Source organism: Lentzea roselyniae, assembly GCF_039537795.1.
GTDB classification, from domain to species: domain Bacteria; phylum Actinomycetota; class Actinomycetes; order Mycobacteriales; family Pseudonocardiaceae; genus Lentzea; species Lentzea atacamensis.
The window spans coordinates 76,567-91,220 of record NZ_BAABBE010000019.1 but is presented as its reverse complement, the minus strand read 5'-3'; the positions used below and the strand labels follow the sequence as shown (position 1 = coordinate 91,220).

Below are 14,654 nucleotides of genomic sequence, written 5' to 3'. Positions count from 1 at the left end.
AAGCTCAGCGGAGAGCCACCGCGAGCTTTTCGAGCTCCCGCACGTCGGCGTCCAGGCCGTCACCGTCCGGGACGGCCAGCGTGACCGGGCGCCGCATCGTCACCGCGCCGGACCTCCGCGTCTCCAGCCCGGCCCGCAGGCGCTCGGCGAGCGGCAGCTCCTCCGGCACCTCGGCGACGTACGGGCTGATCCGCACCAGCCCGTCCCGGCACTCGATCACCCGCCGGTAGTAGCGCCGGTGCACCCCGCGCAGCGAGAACGTGTCGCGCTTCGACGGCACCCGGTGAAGCGCGTCCTCGGGGAACGACTGGTGCAGGAGCGTCCACAGTGGAGCGAGCTGGTGGTAGGCGCGCAGGTGCCGCAGCCACAGCCGCGTCGCCGAGATCCGCATCGCGGCGATCGGGTAGACGACACCGACGCAGCACAACAGCACACCGGGCAGCAGGAACCACACGGCGGTGGTCAGCAGCCAGCGGGGGAGCGGCTCGCCGAAGTAGCGGGAGACGTTCGACGCCACGAAGATCGCGTCCGCCGGCACCAGCAGCCCGAGCCCGGTCGAGGTGATCAGCAGGCCCCTGCGCAGCCGCGGTTCGGCGCCGCGGGCGTAGCGGCGTGCCCAGACGAACATCGCCGCGAACCCGTAGAGCAGGTAACCGTTGCCCAGCGCGTAGAACACCGTGATCGCGAGGACGCCGGTCGGGCCGCCGCCCAGCGAGTTCGGCACGCGCGCGGCCGCGACCCGCAGGTCGTCCGGGATCGCCAGCACCGCCCACGTCATGACCGCGATGCCCAGGACCAGGGGCGCGAGCTGGAGCAACGCCTGTCTGCGCGCTCGCGCGTCGTCCAGGGCGGAGAAGATGAAGAAGCAGATCAGGCTGTAGACGCCGATCTGCAGCATCGAGTGCTGGATCAGCTGGCAGACCATCGGGTCGAGCCCGAGGAACCACCTGCCGTCCGCCGCAGCCCTGCCGAACGGGTGCCCGATCGCCCAGCCCGCGACCAGGCCCGTGACGCTGCGCAGGCGCGGGTCGTGCGGGCGGCGGGCCAGCAGGTAGAGCATGATCGCGAAGCAGCTCAGGGCGACGATGCCCTGCGTTTCCTTCAGGTACTCCACGTCAGAGCCACCCCAGGCGGTCCGCGAGCGAGGAGGCCATGCGCCGCGCCGGGCCTTCTGAGGCGCGCGGCGCGACCTTGTCCAGCACCGACGCCCACTCGAGGATGATCGTCGCGACCGTCTCGGCCTCACGCTCGTGCGCGGTGTCGTACGAGGTGCGCCGCAACGCCCGGCGCACGGCGTCCGGTTCGAGGTCGGGGTAGAGGCCCGCGAGCAGGTCGTCGTCCTGCTCGTCGCTGGTGTGACCGGCCAGGAGATGCCCGAGCTCGTGCAGGATGATGTGGTTCTGGTGCGCCTTCGACGTCTCCCGCTGGTACAGGATGTAGTCGGCCTCGGCGGTGGCGATCCAGACGCCGAACGGGCCGGGCACCGGGATCGGGTGCGCGATGAGCCTGATGGGTCTGCCGCGCTGGTCACCGACGCGGCGGCAGAGCTCCTCGACGTCCAGGGGCGGCTGGATGTCCAGCTCGTTCAGCAAGCGGCGGCACCGCCTGCGCAACTCTCGTTCGGCCACGAGTCATCCTTCGCCGCGCTCGGCCTGTTCCTGCCGGTAGACGACGTCCAGCAGCTCCATGACGAGGCGGCGGCGGTCCGGCGACAGCTCGCCCGCGCGCATGGCCATGAGCTGCGCGTCGCTGCCGGAGGCGATCTGGTGGAGCCGGGTCTGCTCGTCCTGCAACGACTTCAGCTGCTCGTCGACGCGGTCGGTGACCTCGTCGTCGAAGAAGTAGCTCACGGGCACGCCGAAGAACCCCGCCAGTGCCTGCAGGTGCTTGAACGTCGGGTTGTCCTTCTTGCCCTTGCGCAGCTGCCAGATGTAGCTCTGGGAGATCGTCACGCCGGTGTCCGCGATCGCCGCCGCGACCTGCTCGTTGCTGTACTCCTGGCCGGAGCGGGCGGTGTGCAGGGCGAAGAGGTGGTTGAGCTTGTCCGCCAGGGACCGTTCCCCCGCCATGCCGGCTCCCCCCGTTGCGCGCAGTGAACGTTTCCACCCATGGAAAGGGCTATCTGGGTGACGGGATTTTCGCCAGTTGAAACCCCGCCTCTGGTCAACATAGACTCCTGGCGATCCTGTCTCAACTGCGGTGAGGAGGAGTTCGGACATGGCGCTCGCAGAGCGACAGGCCTCCTTTCACCGGACGGTGATCGATGTCGTCTACAAGACCATGGACCAGCTCGCGCGGGCGGACTCGCCGGACGAGGTGTTCGAGCTGCGCGAACAGCTGCGCGCCGCGCTGCCGTGGTGGCGCGGGCTGCTGCGGGTGCACGAGCCGAACGAGCGGCACCGGTGCAGGTCGTGCCGCACCTGGTACGGGCGGCACCGCCCGTGGCCCTGCCCGGTGTGGCGGGACGCGGTGTCCGCGCTGCACCAGCTCAACGACATGTACGGGTTCCTGGCCAGTTCGGGCTCCGGCGGTCCGGTACCGGGGGAGCGGGTGGTCGTGAGTGGTTCCGGCCGCTCCGACGACCAGAACCAGTCACGACCCGGCTAACCCAGCTTGAAGCTCTGCGCCGCCGACCCGTCGCACGCAGCCTGGACCAGCTGCACGCCGTCGGTGCTGCCGGGCGGCGCGGAAAGGCACTTGCCCGAGTGCCGCGCGGTCAGCGTCGAGTAGCCGTCCGCGCCGGTCGTGACGCGCCACTGCTGGTTGGAGCCGCCGCCGTAGGTCCACAGGTGGATGCCCGCACCGTCCGAAGTGGACACGTTGCTCACGTCGAGGACCTTCGTGGCGTCGTTGCGGTATTCGATGCGGGAGTAGCCGTCGCTGGTGGCCACCGCGCGGAAGTTCTGCGCGGTGGTCGAGTTGCACGTGTACTGCTGGACGACCGTGCCGTTCGCGAGGCCCGCGGCGCGGGCGTCGACGCACTTGGCGTTGGCCTTGTTGACGACCGTCTTCCACTCGGGCTGCGGTTGCGGGCTGCCGCCACCGCCCAGCCAGAGGAGGCTGTCGATGAGGAAGTTGTTCTGGGTGGCGCTCGCGAACGTGGACGACTTCGGGATGTTGTTCTGGTAGTCCATCGCGTTGTGGCCGAAGTTGGCGTAGATCATCTTGAAGTTCTTGTTCGTCCACATGATCGGGTAGTACCCGCTGCGCCACTGCTGGTTCGGGTCGGTGCCGAGCGGGAAGCTCGACGGGTCGACGCTCGCCAGCACCTGGATGTCCGGGTTCTGGCGCAGGTCACGCGACCAGCTGTACCACTCGCTGACCGACGAGGTGAACCTCTCCGGCAGGCGCAGGGTCGACGGGTGGGTGCGGGTCTCGACCTTCAGCACCGCGGTCGTCGGCTCCCAGGTGTTGTTGACGAAGTTCCCCTTGCCCAGAAACGTGTTGTGGTACCAGTTCCACTCGGCCGCGTTCTGCGTGAACGCCGAGACGTGGAAGCCGAACCACGCGCCGCCCGCCTCCACGTACCGCTGGAACCCGGCGCGCTGCGTGCCGCTCGGCAGGTTGTCGAGGAAGACCACCACCTGGGCCTGCGCCGGCGTGAGGGTGTTCAGCCGGTTCCAGTCGTTCGTGGCCTCGTAGGTGAACCCGTTCTCCTGCCCGGCACGGGTGAGCCACGGGTTCGCTTCCTTGACGAAGGCGATGTGGGCCGGGTCGTGGGTGCCCGAGTAGAAGCCGAGCACCTTGAACGGCGCGGCGTGTGCCGTGCTCGTCGTGGTGACCGGGACGAGGGTTGCGGCGAGCATCGCCAGCAATGCCAACAGTTTTCGAGCCATGCGGGCACACACCTTCACATCACGGGGGTTGCGCGCCCGAAGATCATCGTAGGGATGGTCTAGACCTCGTGGGTACCGGGACGTTCACAGAATTCTTTTGCGCCACAACAGGAACCCGCCCAGCACGGCCAGGCCGCCGAGCGCCGCCACCACGGCGGACATGCCGAACCTCGTGGCGCTGGAAGGAGGCTGTTCGGCGCTCGACGCAACAGGAACGGGTCGCGGGGTGCTCGACTTCGGCGTGGAGGGCGCGGCTGAGCTGGACGGCGTCACCGGCGTCGCCGCGGCGGGTGGAACCGGCTTGGCTTGAGGCGCCGGAGCGGGCGCCGGCGCGGGGGCGGGGGCGGGTGCCGGTGCCGGTGCGGCGATCTCGACGTCCGTGCACGAGTAGTACGTGTCCGGAGTGTCGGTGTTCTGCCAGACCGTGTAGATCAGGTGCCGGCCGGTCCGCTTCGGGAGCTGGACCTTGAACTCGTAGGAGCCGTTGACCAGCGGAGGAGTGGGGACGGTGAGGAACTGCTCCAGGTCCGCCCACCGCAGCGGCCGGGCCGGTGAGTAGCCGTCGCGCGTCACGTAGAACCGGAACGAGCCCTGGTGCGGGATCGTCGCCCGGTAGGTGAAGGCGGTGCTCCTGAGCCTCGTCGCCGGCCACTCGGCGGAGGGCAGGTCGAGCCCGGCGTACTTCGGGATCCCGGCGCTGCACAGCTTGCCGTCCGGCACCCTCGCCTGGTCGCGCCCCGCCACGTTCGCCAGCCGGATGTTGTCCCACTCCGTGGACGGCAACCCCGCCTGAACGGCACTGCGGCAGGGCGAGGATGATGCTGTGGTCTGACCCGGCGAGCACAGGAAAGCCCTGCTCGCGGGGTCGGTCGGCGCGCCATGGGCGTGCGCGGGAACCGCGGAGACCATCATGAGCAGCGTCAGAACGCCCACAAGGCGAAACACGAGCACCTCCCCTGTCTTTCTAGGGGTACGCGTGCCAGACCCGAGTCGTTCACGGAAGATGTAGTGCCATGTCCTTCGCTGATGAGGTGTCCGCGGCCGCAGCCCGGCTCGGTGGTGTCGCCCGCACCACACCGCTCGAGGTGAACCAGCGGCTGTCCGAGAGGACCGGCGCGCGGGTGTGGTTCAAGCGCGAGGACCTTCAGGTCGGCCGCTCCTACAAGCTGCGCGGCGCGTTCAACCTGCTGTGCCAGACTGAGTTCGCGTTCGGTGGCGCGGTGTGCGCGTCGGCGGGCAACCACGGCCAGGGCATGGCCTACGCGTGCCGCCGGCTCGGCATCGAGGGCCGCGTGCACGTTCCCCGCACCACCCCGCGCCAGAAGCGCGACCGCATCTCCGCCCTGGGCCAGGGCATGGTGCGCCTGGTCGTGGACGGCGACACCTACGACGACGCGGCCGCGCTCGCGAAGGAGTACGCGCAGACCACGGGCGCGACCCTGGTCCCGGCGTTCGACGACCGCCGCACCGTCGCGGGCCAGGGCACCGTCGGCCTGGAGATCGTCCAGCAGCTCGGCGGCGCGCCCGACGTGGTCGTGGTGCCGGTCGGCGGTGGCGGGCTGCTGTCCGGCGTCGGCACGTGGTTCAAGGAGCGCTTCCCGCGCACCCGCGTCATCGGCGTGGAGCCCGCGGGTGCGGCGAGCATGATCGCCGCCGTCCAGGCCGGACACCCGGTGACGTTGCCCGAGGTGGACACGTTCGTCGACGGCGCCGCGGTGCGCAGGGCGGGCGACGTGACGTTCCCGATGGTGCGCGACAGCGGTGCCGAGCTGCTCACCGTGGCCGAGGGCGCGGTCTGCACGGAGATGCTGGAGCTGTACCAGATCGACGGCATCATCGCTGAACCCGCGGGCGCGCTGGCCTCGGCGGCGTTGCTGGAGGAGATCTCGGTGACGCCGGACTCGACGGTCGTCTGCCTGCTCTCCGGCGGCAACAACGACGTCTCGCGCTACGCCGAGGTCGTCGAGCGGTCGATGGTCCACCGCGGCCTCAAGCACTACTTCCTGGTGGAGTTCCCCCAGGAGCCGGGCGCGCTGCGGCGGTTCCTCGACGAGGTGCTCGGCAAGGACGACGACATCGTGCAGTTCGAGTACATCAAGCGCGACAACCGGGAGACCGGTGCCGCACTGGTGTGCATCGAGCTGGGCCGCCGCGAGGACTACGACCTGCTGTGGGCCCGGATGAAGGAGTCCCCGCTCAAGATCCAGCACGTGGCACCGGGCACCACCGCGTACCGCTTCCTGATCTGATCAGGCCGTGCCGAGGCGGTGCAGCACCGCGCCGGTCGCGACGTCCAGCACCTCGACGAGGTGAGCCGAGCGCTGCACCGCGATCCACGGCAGGTGGTGGTGCCGCACCACCGGTGTGGCGAATTCCACGACTGTGCGCGACTCCTTCTCCAGCCGCACCCGGACGGTGCCGCCCTCGCGGGTCAGCAGCGCCGGCCGGTTCGCGACCTTCGTCAGGCCCAGCACGTACGCGCCGGACGGCACTGGGATGACCGTGTCGTCCAGACCCGGCCCCCACACCGTCCACCCGGCCGCGCGCAGTCCGGCGGTCCAGTTGCCGGGCCCGAACAGCACCTGGCCGGCACCGTCGAGCCTGGTCTGGAAGGGGGTGGACTCGGGCTGGTGCAGTGCTGCGTTCGACGGTTCCAGGACGATGTGGACGCCGGCGCAGCGCAGTGTCCACCACTGTCCGGCGCGGCGGAAGTAGACGCCGAACTGCCAGAACTCCTCCATGTGGAGGTACAGCGGCGACAGGTCGTGCGCGGCCTCGTCGCGGGCGCTGAAGTCGATCGGCACGCGCAGCTTCCGCAGGTACGTGTCCTGGTCGCCCTCGATGTGCACGACCAGCTCGCCATCGACCTCGATCAACGCGACCAGCATCTCGAAGCTCGTCTCGGACACGTAGATCGCGGCCAGCACCGGACCGGGCAGCCGGAATCTCGCGGCGGGCAGTCCGCACCGCCACAGCACCAGCTCGTCCGGCCCGTCACCTCGGGCGACCAGCGACGGACCCGCGCTCGGGAAGATCGGGAACCGCAGCGACGTGCCCCGCGCCCCGGATTCCAGCAGCCGCCGCGACTCCTGTTCGGACGGTGGCTCGACGTGGATCAGCGTGCCGTCCACCGTGACGCGCACCCGCCCGTCGCCGCCCTCGGCCAGAGTCACCGTGCGCTCGGCGGATGGGCGTTCTCCGCAGATCAGCCAGTCGTAGCCCAGCGAGCTCCGTTCGCGGCCGGCCGCCGGGACGACCTGGACGCTGTCCGCTGTCCGCTCCAGCGCCACGATCACGGCCAGCCGCACCAGGTCCAGCCGCGCGGAGAAGTGCGGCAGGTCGTCGAGCAGCACCGGGAACCGCGAGTACCGCGGTACGGGCAGCGGCTCGGCGATCGCGTCCACCATCGCGTGGAACTCCGGCCCCAGCTCCACCCCTGCCAGCGAATGCATCTTCGTCATCGTCCCCCCAGACGTCGGGGACGATCTTTCCAGGCGGGGAGATGCCGGGCACCCCTTTCGAGAGGAGTGCCCGGCACCGGGACTACGGCCTCGGTGGTGGGCAGGTCTTCCACGCGAAGTGGTAGGTCGTCTCGATCGACCCGTCGGTGGAGTCCATCGAGATGAAGCTCGTGACCTTCTTCGGGTCCGACGTGCCCGCGTTGACGCGCAGCTCCGTGTTGATGTTGAAGTTCCGCTTCTCGCCGCACGGGTGGTAGACGATCGCCGCCACGTCGGTCGTGTCGGTCGCCTGCCAGTCGTCGCTGAACGGACCCCGGTAGTTGTGCTGCTTGTACCGCGTTTCCGACATGCCCTGGAAGTAGTAGTTGGCTTTCTCCAGTGCCGTGGCGCCGCGCTCGAGGTGCGCGAAGCCGCGGTAGTCGGTGGACGCGATGCCGTAGGTGAAACCGGACGGCACGTTGACGCGCAGGTTCAGCTGGCAGTTCTTGCGGAAGTCGGTCGGCTTCGCCTCCGGCCCGACCTGTGCCATGAACTCGCTGTACGTGACGGTGAACGCCTTGTTGTCCGGGCTGACGGCGACCGCGGCCGTACCCGGCTTGCAGCCCGACCCGTTGATGGTCACGACGTCGATGGTGATGATGTCCGGCGGGGGCGTGGTGCCGGGGGCGCCTCCGGGCGGAATGATGATCGTCGACGCTGCGAACGCGGCCGCGGCCAGTGTGGTGAGCATGGGGCACCTTTCCGTCTGAAGTTCAACAATGAACGGGCGGCGGCAATCGGTGCCTGGATCAGCAGCGCTTCCAGGAGAACTGGTACTTCGTGCTCACACTGCTGTCCGTCGAATCCATCGTCATGAAGCTCGCGGCCTTCGACGAACCCGCGTTGACCCGCAGCTCGGTGTTGATGTTCAGGTGCCGGACTTCACCGCACGGCGCGTAAACGATTTCCGACACCTGGGCGCGGTCGGTCGCCTGCCAGTTGTCGCTCTTCGGGCCGGTGAAGTTGTGCGTGCGGCTCGCGCCGTTCGACATGCCCTGGAAGTAGTAGTTCCCTCTTTCCGTGCCCGTCGCCCCGGCCTGGAGGTGGATGAACCCGCGGTAGTCCGCCTGGGCGATGCCGAACGTGAAGCCCTGCGGGTAGCTCACTCTGATGTTGAGCTGGCAGTTCTTTCGGAAGTCTGTCGGCGCTGCGCCTTGTCCGGCTTGGGCGAGGTAGTCGCTGTAGGTGACCGTGAATGCGGTGCGGTCATCGGAGGCCGCGACCGCGGCGGTACCCGCGGGACAGCCGGATCCGTTGACGGTGACCACGTCGATCGTGACGAAATCGGGAACGTCGGGTGCTGCGTGTGCGGCAGGCGCGGTAAGGACCGCGGAGAGCGCCAGGGCAGCAGCCGCCACCATTTTCAGCATGGCGAGCCTTTCTTTCTGGAGTGTGGTACCGGCGGCGGAAGTCAGACGATATCGGAAGCCCTTGTCGGAAAAGGGCCGCCGAATGGGTGACTGAATTGCTCGGCAATACGTTGAGGAAAGCACGGCTAATTGCACGGCCGAAATTTCGGTCTGTGCGCGAACCATGCTCACCCACGGTGTGACGAATTAACCTGACGATTGCCTGACGATCGTGTCGCGCTACGCCGTTCGAGTGACGCGGGGCTGACAGGCAACAAGGTTTCCAGTACACCTGGGGTGTCCGCCGCCCCGGACAAAAGGGACCACATGCAGAAGACAGGGCGCACTCTCACCATCTCCGCCGCGTTGCTCGCGGGCCTCCTGCTGCCCGTGATGGCGTCACAGGCACAGGCGGGATGGGCGCACCAGCGCAAGATCACCATCGACACGTTGGCCGCGGGCGCGAACGTCGCGGGCGACGTCAAGGGCTTCCCGGTGCCGGTGAGGCTCGACGCGACGAACTTCGACTTCGGCCAGGCCAGGCCGGACGGCGCGGACATCAGGTTCGACGACGCGGCGGGCAAACCGCTGCCGTACGAGATCGAGAAGTGGGACGCGGGCGCCAGGCAGGCGGCGATCTGGGTGCGCACTGACGTGAAGGGCAACAACGCGAGCCAGTCCGTCACGCTGAAGTGGGGGAACCCCGAGGCGAAATCGGAGAGCAACGGCGCCGCGGTCTTCCCGAAGGCAGACGGCTGGATCACCGCCCACCACCTCGCCGAGAAGGGCGCGGCCGCCGGCTACCGCGACTCGGTGGGCAACCTCAACGGCAAGGGCGTCAACATCGCCGGTGACGCGACCGGCGCCGGCGTGGTCGGCAACGCGCTGTCGCTGAGCAGGGCCCGCAGCGAGTACGTGCTGCTGCCCGGCAGCGAGTCGAGCGGCCTGTTCAACCCGCTGCCGTCGAAGGGCACCTTCTCGATCTGGTCGAATGCGAAGACGCACCCGGCCGCGTACATCGCGATGTTCTCAAAGGGGGAGACGGGCTTCCGCATCCACTACTTCGGCGAGGGCGACCAGACCGAGCCGTGCATCGACGTCGCCAACTACGACTGGTGCCCGCTGCCGTCCGGCGCCTACACGAAGGTCAAGAACAACACCTGGTACCACTTCGTCTTCGTCATCGACAAGCCGAACGCCTACTACTACATCAACGGCAAGCTCGAAGTCGGCAAGACCGACACCAACGCGTGGAAGACCACCGGCACCGAGCCCGTGACGATCGGCAACAACGAGAAGACGCCCGGCAGCAACAGTCGCAAACGCTCGTTCGACGGCCTGCTCGACGAGGCGCGGATCCTGTCCGTGCCGAAGGACAAGAACTGGGCGAAGCTCGACTTCGAGTCGCAGAAGCCGGGCTCGAAGCTGCTCAAGCACAAGAAGTGAGTTCGGCCGCACCCGGGATGAAGCACTCCTCGTCGAGCGTTGATACTCATGACGTTGACCAACCTCGATGAGGAGTGCCTCTGATGGCTCCCGACCAGCTGACCGTCTACTCGACCTCGTGGTGCGGCTACTGCCGGATCCTGAAGAACCAGCTCGACCGCGAGGGCATCGAGTACGTCGAGATCAACATCGAGGAGACGCCCGGCGCGGCCGACTTCGTGATGAGCGTGAACGGCGGCAACCGCACGGTGCCGACCGTCCACTTCCCGAACGGCAAAGCGCTCACCAACCCGTCGCTGAGTCAGGTCAAGGAACAGCTGGCGGCCTAGTCCGAGAAGAGCTGGGCGGTCGTGGAAGCGCCGTCCAGCGCCTCGCGGATGATGTCCGCGTGCCCGGAGTGGTGCGCGGTCTCCTGGAACACGCGCAGCACGATGCGCCGGATCGTCCACGGCTCCGGGTTCGGATCCCACGGTGCCGGTGGCATCGGGACCAGTTTGTCGAGATCGGCGGCGCGCACCGCCGCGTCGGTCGCGCGTCCCGCCTCGGCGTACGCGGCGAGCAACTCCTCGAAGGAGTCGCCGTCCCAGACGTACTGACCGGTGTCGAGGATGCCATCCGGCATGCCGGGCTGTTCCGTGAGGATGTGGGTGTAGCCCAGCTCGCCCCGGGTGAGGTGCTTGAGCACCCCGCCCAGGGTGAGCTCGCTGACCGTGGTGCGCTTGACGGCGTCGGCCGCGGTCAGACCCCGCATCGTGATGCGGAGCATCCGGCGCTGTTCGTTCAGCATGTGCAGCAGTTCGTCGTGCTCCGAGGTCATGCGGAGCACGTTAGGGCCGAATTAGGACAGCTCCGGTCCTAGCAGTACAGGTTCGCACCGGTGGGTACTCCGAGAATGCCGGTGAACTGCTGGTACTTCGAGACCCGGCTCTGCACCTGGGCGGGGTTGCCGCCGTTGCACTCGAGCGATCCGTTGATGCTGCGGATCGTCTCGCCGAACCCGTTGCCGTTGACCATGGCGTTGTGCGGGGTCATGGTGCCGGGCCCTGTCTGCGTGTTCCAGTACCAGAGCGCCGTCTTCCACGAGATCGCGGCGTCGGTCGCGACCTGGTCCGGGGAGACCAGCAGGTTGATGCCGAGGTAGTCGCCGGCCGCCTTGTAGTTGAAGTTCCACGACAGCTGGATCGGGCCGCGGCCGTAGTAGGCGTAGGTCCCGGCCGGGCAGCCGTAGGGCCTGCTCTCGTCGCAGAGGTCGTTGCCCTGGTTGATCTCCCTGATGTGCACCAGCCCACCGGTCTCGTGCGAGGCGTTGGCGAGGAACGCCGCCGCCTCCTGCTTCTTCACGGTGTCGCTGCCCGTCTTGGCGAACGCGGGGAACGCGCTCATCGCCTCGACCAGGCCGCTGTAGGTGTAGAAGCTGTTGCGGGACGGGAACATCTGGTTGAACTGGGCTTCGCTGACGACGAAGCTGCCGCCGCCACCACCTCCGCCACCGCCGTTGCAGTTGTACGGATCCCAGTACCAGGTGGAAATCGTCGGGCTGTAACCGGGATTGTCGTGCTCGGCGATGTAGTACGCGCCTTCGAACCTGACGATGGAGCCGGCGGTGTACCACTGTCCCTGCACCCAGTCGGGGTAGGCGCAGGTGCCGCCGCCACCACCTCCGTCACAGTTCGTGGGTTCCCAGTACCAGGTGGAAACCGTTGGGCTGTAACCGGGATTGTCGTGCTCGGCGATGTAGTACGCGCCTTCGAACCTCACGATCGAACCTGCCGTGTACCACTGACCCTGCACCCAGTCGGTGAACGTACACGCCTGTGCGGACACTTCCGCCTGTGAGGAAGCGGAGGGCGTGATGACGGCCAGCGCCGCCGCCATCACACCTGCCGCGATAGACGCCAAGATGCGTTTTCTCAGCAAGGTCACCCACTCCTGGAGTCTGCGCGCCCGAGGAATCAAGGATGTGAACACCGCTGAGATTGGCACCATTGGTCCAGACCAGTCAAGGGTCTAGACCTGTTCTGTCAACAGTAGAGGTTGCCGCCGGGTGCGACGCCGATGATCCCGGTGAACTGGCGGTACTTCGACACGCGGCTCTCGACGGCGCCGGGGTTCTTCCCGCCGCACTCCAGGGATCCGTTGATGCTGCGGATCGTCTGGCCGAAGCCGCGTGAGTTGACCATGGCGTTGTGCGGGGTCATCGTGCCTGGCCCGTTCTGCGTCATCCAGTACCAGATCGCGGTTCGCCACGAGATGGTCGCGTCGCGGGCCACCCGGCTCGGCGTGCGCAACAGGTCCACGCCGAGGTAGTCGCCTGCCGCCTTGTAGTTGAAGTTCCACGACAGCTGGATCGGGCCGCGGCCGTAGTACTGCTTCACCCCGGCCGGGCAGCCGTACGGTTTGCTCTCGTCGCAGTAGTCGCCGTCCTTGTTGATCTCCTCGATGTACACGAGACCTCCGGTCTCATGGGAGACGTTGGCGAGGAACGCCGCGAGCTCCTGCTTCTTCACCGTGTCGCTGCCCTGGTTCGCGAACGAGCCGAACGTGGCCATCGCGTTCTTCAGGCCGCTGTAGGTGTAGAAGCCGTTGCGGGACGGGAACATGCGGTTGAACTGCGCTTCGGTGACGATGAACGGCGCCGCCGTCGCCGGCTGCACGAGCGTGAAGACGCCGAGCAGCGCGACGATCAGGGCGGCGGCGCGTGTTCCGGACATGGGGACCAACTCCTCAGAGCATCTGCGCGCCCACTGTGAGTTACCGCTCTCACGGTGGCAGGCCGGGCACCCCGAGCACAAGAGGTGGTCTATACCTTTTAGGAACCGGAACCGTAAGGCCTGGTGATGATCTCCAGCGCGTGGCCGTCGGGGTCGTCCCAGTAGACGCCGCGACCGCCGTCGTTGCGGTTGATCTGGCCCGGCTTGCTGTGGAACGGGTCGGCCCAGAAGTCGAGGCCGCGTTCCTGGATGCGGCCGAAGATCTGGTCGAACTCCTCCTCGGTCACCAGGAACGCGTAGTGCTGCGACGTGATCGGGCCCTGGCTGGTGAGGTAGTCGAGCGAGACGCCGTTCGCGACCTCGACGACGAGGAACGGCCCGAAGCGGACCGGCTCCGGCAGGCCGAGAAGCGCGGTGAGGAAGCGCGCCGAACGCTCCTGGTCGGTGACGTGGACGATGGTGTGGTTGAGCTGTACGGGCATGACACCTGCTTACTCCAGGTGTCATGCCCTTGTCCTGCGGTCAGCCGCGGAGCGAGAACACCGGCCACTTGCCCGTGTGGTTGGTCTTGCGGGTCTCGTGATCGATCGTGTTCGCGACCAGGTCGCTCGGCCGGTTCTCCACGAAGTTCGCGTAGAACGTCGTGTCGGCGCCGGCCGAGTACGGCACCACGAGGTCGTGTTTGGCGGTGGCGGAACCACCGGGCGTCCAGGACTTCACGAGGAGCCGCTTGCGATCCGCGCTGGCGTAGGAGAAGTCGACGCCGGTGCCGATCGCGACGAGGTCCTTGAACAACGAGGTCGAGGTGTCGACGGTCGTGGAGGTCCAGGTGTTGTTCGCGAAACGGGCGAGCACGATCTTGGCGCTGCTGCTGGTGTGCACGCCATAGCCCAGCACGAGCGAGCCGTCGCCGAGCGGCACGGTCACCGGGTTCTCCTCCGGCAACGTCTTGCCCGCCGGCAGATCCGCCGGGTTCGTCGTCACGACCCGCGTCTTGTCGAGGTCGGCCGCGTCGACGACGGTGCCGAGCGTCGCGCCGCCGGCGGTGTGCATGCCGCCGGAAGCCGTGTCGAGGTAGGCGACGTAGATGTTCTTGCCGCCGCCGTTGTGTCCCTTCGGGCCGCCGTGCATCGACCAGGTCAGGTAGATGCGGCCGTTCCGCTGTGTCACGCCGAACGCGTACACCTCGGCGTACCGGTCTGCTGTCCGGCCCGAGTCGATGATCGTGCGCGGTGCGGACCAGGTCCTGCCGTGATCCGTCGACTTGATCATCTTGTAGGTGCGGTACGGGTGCGACAGGTCCGTGTTGTGGCTGTAGAACAGGTGAATCGTGTTTCCGGTGACGACCGGCTCGGGGTAGGTGTTCCTGTCCGTGGAGATCGTGCGGGCGGTCCACGTGCCGGTGATCGACCGCGGCGCCGGCGCGGTGTAGAGCTGCAGCGACGTCGTGTGCGTGGCGCGGAAGACCGCGAGCCTGCCGTCGCCGAGCTGCGTGAGCACCGGGTAGTCGTGGTAGGCGTTGTCGTGCGTCAGGTTCAGCGCGGCGACCTTCACCGCCGCCGACCACGTGTTCGTGCCGTGGTCGAACGCCTTCACGTAGATGTCGTGCCTCGTGCCCGAGTACGTCACGAAGGTCTTGTTGACCGTCGCGTCGTACACACCCGCGCCGTTGGTGCGCAGGCAGCCGTAGACGGAGGTCGTCGTGACGGTGTCCAGGGTGGGTGCGGCTTGCGCCGGTAGGGTGAAAATCCCGATTAGCAGCAGCGTTGCGGCCAATGCGCGCATCGCCGACCTCCGATGGGTGTCGGGGCG

Annotated in this window: 17 protein-coding genes; 4 read left to right on the top strand and 13 right to left on the bottom strand. The window is 67.8% G+C overall.

Translation table 11 applies throughout. The features are described 5' to 3' along the window. Positions 1-4: 4 nt before the first annotated feature. The 3 genes from ABFX45_RS30175 to ABFX45_RS30165 are packed head-to-tail and all read right to left on the bottom strand — an operon-like array spanning position 5 to position 2,069. A complete protein-coding gene (locus ABFX45_RS30175; protein WP_346133562.1) occupies positions 5-1,114 on the bottom strand; it encodes an MAB_1171c family putative transporter in 1,110 nt (369 codons plus the stop codon). Between the two features lies 1 nt (position 1,115). Next, positions 1,116-1,628, bottom strand: a complete 513-nt coding sequence (locus ABFX45_RS30170; RefSeq protein ID WP_109638601.1) for an ImmA/IrrE family metallo-endopeptidase — start codon at positions 1,626-1,628, stop codon at positions 1,116-1,118. Positions 1,629-1,631: 3 nt separating this feature from the next. Then, positions 1,632-2,069: a helix-turn-helix domain-containing protein gene (locus tag ABFX45_RS30165; RefSeq protein WP_109638602.1), complete on the bottom strand. Its 438-nt coding sequence runs from the start codon at positions 2,067-2,069 to the stop codon at positions 1,632-1,634. 148 nt (positions 2,070-2,217) lie between these two features. Here ABFX45_RS30165 and ABFX45_RS30160 point away from each other — a divergent pair, with 148 nt between their 5' ends. Beyond that, on the top strand, positions 2,218-2,607 hold the full coding sequence (locus tag ABFX45_RS30160) for a hypothetical protein (protein ID WP_109638603.1): 390 nt from the start codon (positions 2,218-2,220) through the stop codon (positions 2,605-2,607). Here the strand turns inward: ABFX45_RS30160 and ABFX45_RS30155 are convergent. Continuing rightward, entirely contained in the window at positions 2,604-3,836 is a 1,233-nt protein-coding gene (locus tag ABFX45_RS30155) for a ThuA domain-containing protein (RefSeq protein WP_346133559.1), read from the bottom strand. The genes ABFX45_RS30160 and ABFX45_RS30155 overlap by 4 nt on opposite strands. 84 nt (positions 3,837-3,920) lie before the next feature. Further along, complete coding sequence (locus ABFX45_RS30150) at positions 3,921-4,781, bottom strand: lytic polysaccharide monooxygenase auxiliary activity family 9 protein (protein WP_346133557.1); 861 nt, start codon at positions 4,779-4,781, stop codon at positions 3,921-3,923. A gap of 68 nt (positions 4,782-4,849) precedes the next feature. On the opposite strand from ABFX45_RS30150, the gene ilvA reads away from it, so the two are divergent. Next, a complete protein-coding gene (ilvA, locus tag ABFX45_RS30145; RefSeq protein WP_346133555.1) occupies positions 4,850-6,085 on the top strand; it encodes a threonine ammonia-lyase IlvA in 1,236 nt (411 codons plus the stop codon). On the opposite strand, the gene ABFX45_RS30140 is transcribed toward ilvA, so the two are convergent. From ABFX45_RS30140 to ABFX45_RS30130, 3 genes are all read right to left on the bottom strand, one after another. Then, entirely contained in the window at positions 6,086-7,288 is a 1,203-nt protein-coding gene (locus tag ABFX45_RS30140) for a hypothetical protein (protein WP_346133553.1), read from the bottom strand. Between the two features lie 91 nt (positions 7,289-7,379). Next, positions 7,380-8,027: a DUF4360 domain-containing protein gene (locus tag ABFX45_RS30135; RefSeq protein ID WP_346133551.1), complete on the bottom strand. Its 648-nt coding sequence runs from the start codon at positions 8,025-8,027 to the stop codon at positions 7,380-7,382. 58 nt (positions 8,028-8,085) lie between these two features. After that, the gene (locus ABFX45_RS30130; RefSeq protein WP_112228187.1) at positions 8,086-8,706 is read right to left on the bottom strand and encodes a DUF4360 domain-containing protein; all 621 of its coding nucleotides are present in this window, start codon (positions 8,704-8,706) and stop codon (positions 8,086-8,088) included. A 306-nt stretch (positions 8,707-9,012) separates the two neighbouring features. On the opposite strand from ABFX45_RS30130, the gene ABFX45_RS30125 reads away from it, so the two are divergent. Both ABFX45_RS30125 and ABFX45_RS30120 read left to right on the top strand, forming a co-directional pair. Beyond that, positions 9,013-10,131 carry a DUF2341 domain-containing protein gene (locus ABFX45_RS30125; protein ID WP_346133549.1) on the top strand — a complete coding sequence of 373 codons (1,119 nt, stop codon included), beginning with the start codon at positions 9,013-9,015 and terminating at the stop codon, positions 10,129-10,131. A gap of 83 nt (positions 10,132-10,214) precedes the next feature. Next, positions 10,215-10,460, top strand: coding sequence for a mycoredoxin (locus tag ABFX45_RS30120; protein ID WP_109638611.1), 246 nt, complete (start codon positions 10,215-10,217; stop codon positions 10,458-10,460). Here the strand turns inward: ABFX45_RS30120 and ABFX45_RS30115 are convergent. The 5 genes from ABFX45_RS30115 to ABFX45_RS30095 all read right to left on the bottom strand — a co-directional run bounded on the left by ABFX45_RS30115 (position 10,457) and on the right by ABFX45_RS30095 (position 14,627). After that, the gene (locus ABFX45_RS30115; protein ID WP_346133547.1) at positions 10,457-10,948 is read right to left on the bottom strand and encodes a DinB family protein; all 492 of its coding nucleotides are present in this window, start codon (positions 10,946-10,948) and stop codon (positions 10,457-10,459) included. The genes ABFX45_RS30120 and ABFX45_RS30115 overlap by 4 nt on opposite strands. A 38-nt stretch (positions 10,949-10,986) precedes the next feature. Next, a complete protein-coding gene (locus tag ABFX45_RS30110; protein ID WP_428834202.1) occupies positions 10,987-12,048 on the bottom strand; it encodes a glycoside hydrolase family 19 protein in 1,062 nt (353 codons plus the stop codon). Between the two features lie 104 nt (positions 12,049-12,152). Next, positions 12,153-12,842, bottom strand: a complete 690-nt coding sequence (locus ABFX45_RS30105) for a chitinase (protein WP_109638614.1) — start codon at positions 12,840-12,842, stop codon at positions 12,153-12,155. A 98-nt stretch (positions 12,843-12,940) separates the two neighbouring features. Beyond that, positions 12,941-13,324 carry a VOC family protein gene (locus ABFX45_RS30100; protein WP_109638615.1) on the bottom strand — a complete coding sequence of 128 codons (384 nt, stop codon included), beginning with the start codon at positions 13,322-13,324 and terminating at the stop codon, positions 12,941-12,943. A 40-nt stretch (positions 13,325-13,364) separates the two neighbouring features. Then, complete coding sequence (locus ABFX45_RS30095; protein WP_109638616.1) at positions 13,365-14,627, bottom strand: BNR-4 repeat-containing protein; 1,263 nt, start codon at positions 14,625-14,627, stop codon at positions 13,365-13,367. Between the last annotated feature and the right edge of the window lie 27 nt (positions 14,628-14,654).

Bases quoted from the DNA above. Each gene is read 5' to 3' on its own strand.
- ABFX45_RS30140 (WP_346133553.1), bottom strand. From the start codon at position 7,288: ATGCATTCGCTGGCAGGGGTGGAGCTGGGGCCGGAGTTCCACGCGATG.
- ABFX45_RS30155 (WP_346133559.1), bottom strand. From the start codon at position 3,836: ATGGCTCGAAAACTGTTGGCATTGCTGGCGATGCTCGCCGCAACCCTC.
- ABFX45_RS30095 (WP_109638616.1), bottom strand. From the start codon at position 14,627: ATGCGCGCATTGGCCGCAACGCTGCTGCTAATCGGGATTTTCACCCTA.
- ABFX45_RS30135 (WP_346133551.1), bottom strand. From the start codon at position 8,027: ATGCTCACCACACTGGCCGCGGCCGCGTTCGCAGCGTCGACGATCATC.
- ABFX45_RS30165 (WP_109638602.1), bottom strand. From the start codon at position 2,069: ATGGCGGGGGAACGGTCCCTGGCGGACAAGCTCAACCACCTCTTCGCC.
- ABFX45_RS30100 (WP_109638615.1), bottom strand. From the start codon at position 13,324: ATGCCCGTACAGCTCAACCACACCATCGTCCACGTCACCGACCAGGAG.
- ilvA (WP_346133555.1), top strand. From the start codon at position 4,850: ATGTCCTTCGCTGATGAGGTGTCCGCGGCCGCAGCCCGGCTCGGTGGT.
- ABFX45_RS30115 (WP_346133547.1), bottom strand. From the start codon at position 10,948: ATGACCTCGGAGCACGACGAACTGCTGCACATGCTGAACGAACAGCGC.
- ABFX45_RS30160 (WP_109638603.1), top strand. From the start codon at position 2,218: ATGGCGCTCGCAGAGCGACAGGCCTCCTTTCACCGGACGGTGATCGAT.
- ABFX45_RS30125 (WP_346133549.1), top strand. From the start codon at position 9,013: ATGCAGAAGACAGGGCGCACTCTCACCATCTCCGCCGCGTTGCTCGCG.
- ABFX45_RS30105 (WP_109638614.1), bottom strand. From the start codon at position 12,842: ATGTCCGGAACACGCGCCGCCGCCCTGATCGTCGCGCTGCTCGGCGTC.
- ABFX45_RS30130 (WP_112228187.1), bottom strand. From the start codon at position 8,706: ATGCTGAAAATGGTGGCGGCTGCTGCCCTGGCGCTCTCCGCGGTCCTT.
- ABFX45_RS30120 (WP_109638611.1), top strand. From the start codon at position 10,215: ATGGCTCCCGACCAGCTGACCGTCTACTCGACCTCGTGGTGCGGCTAC.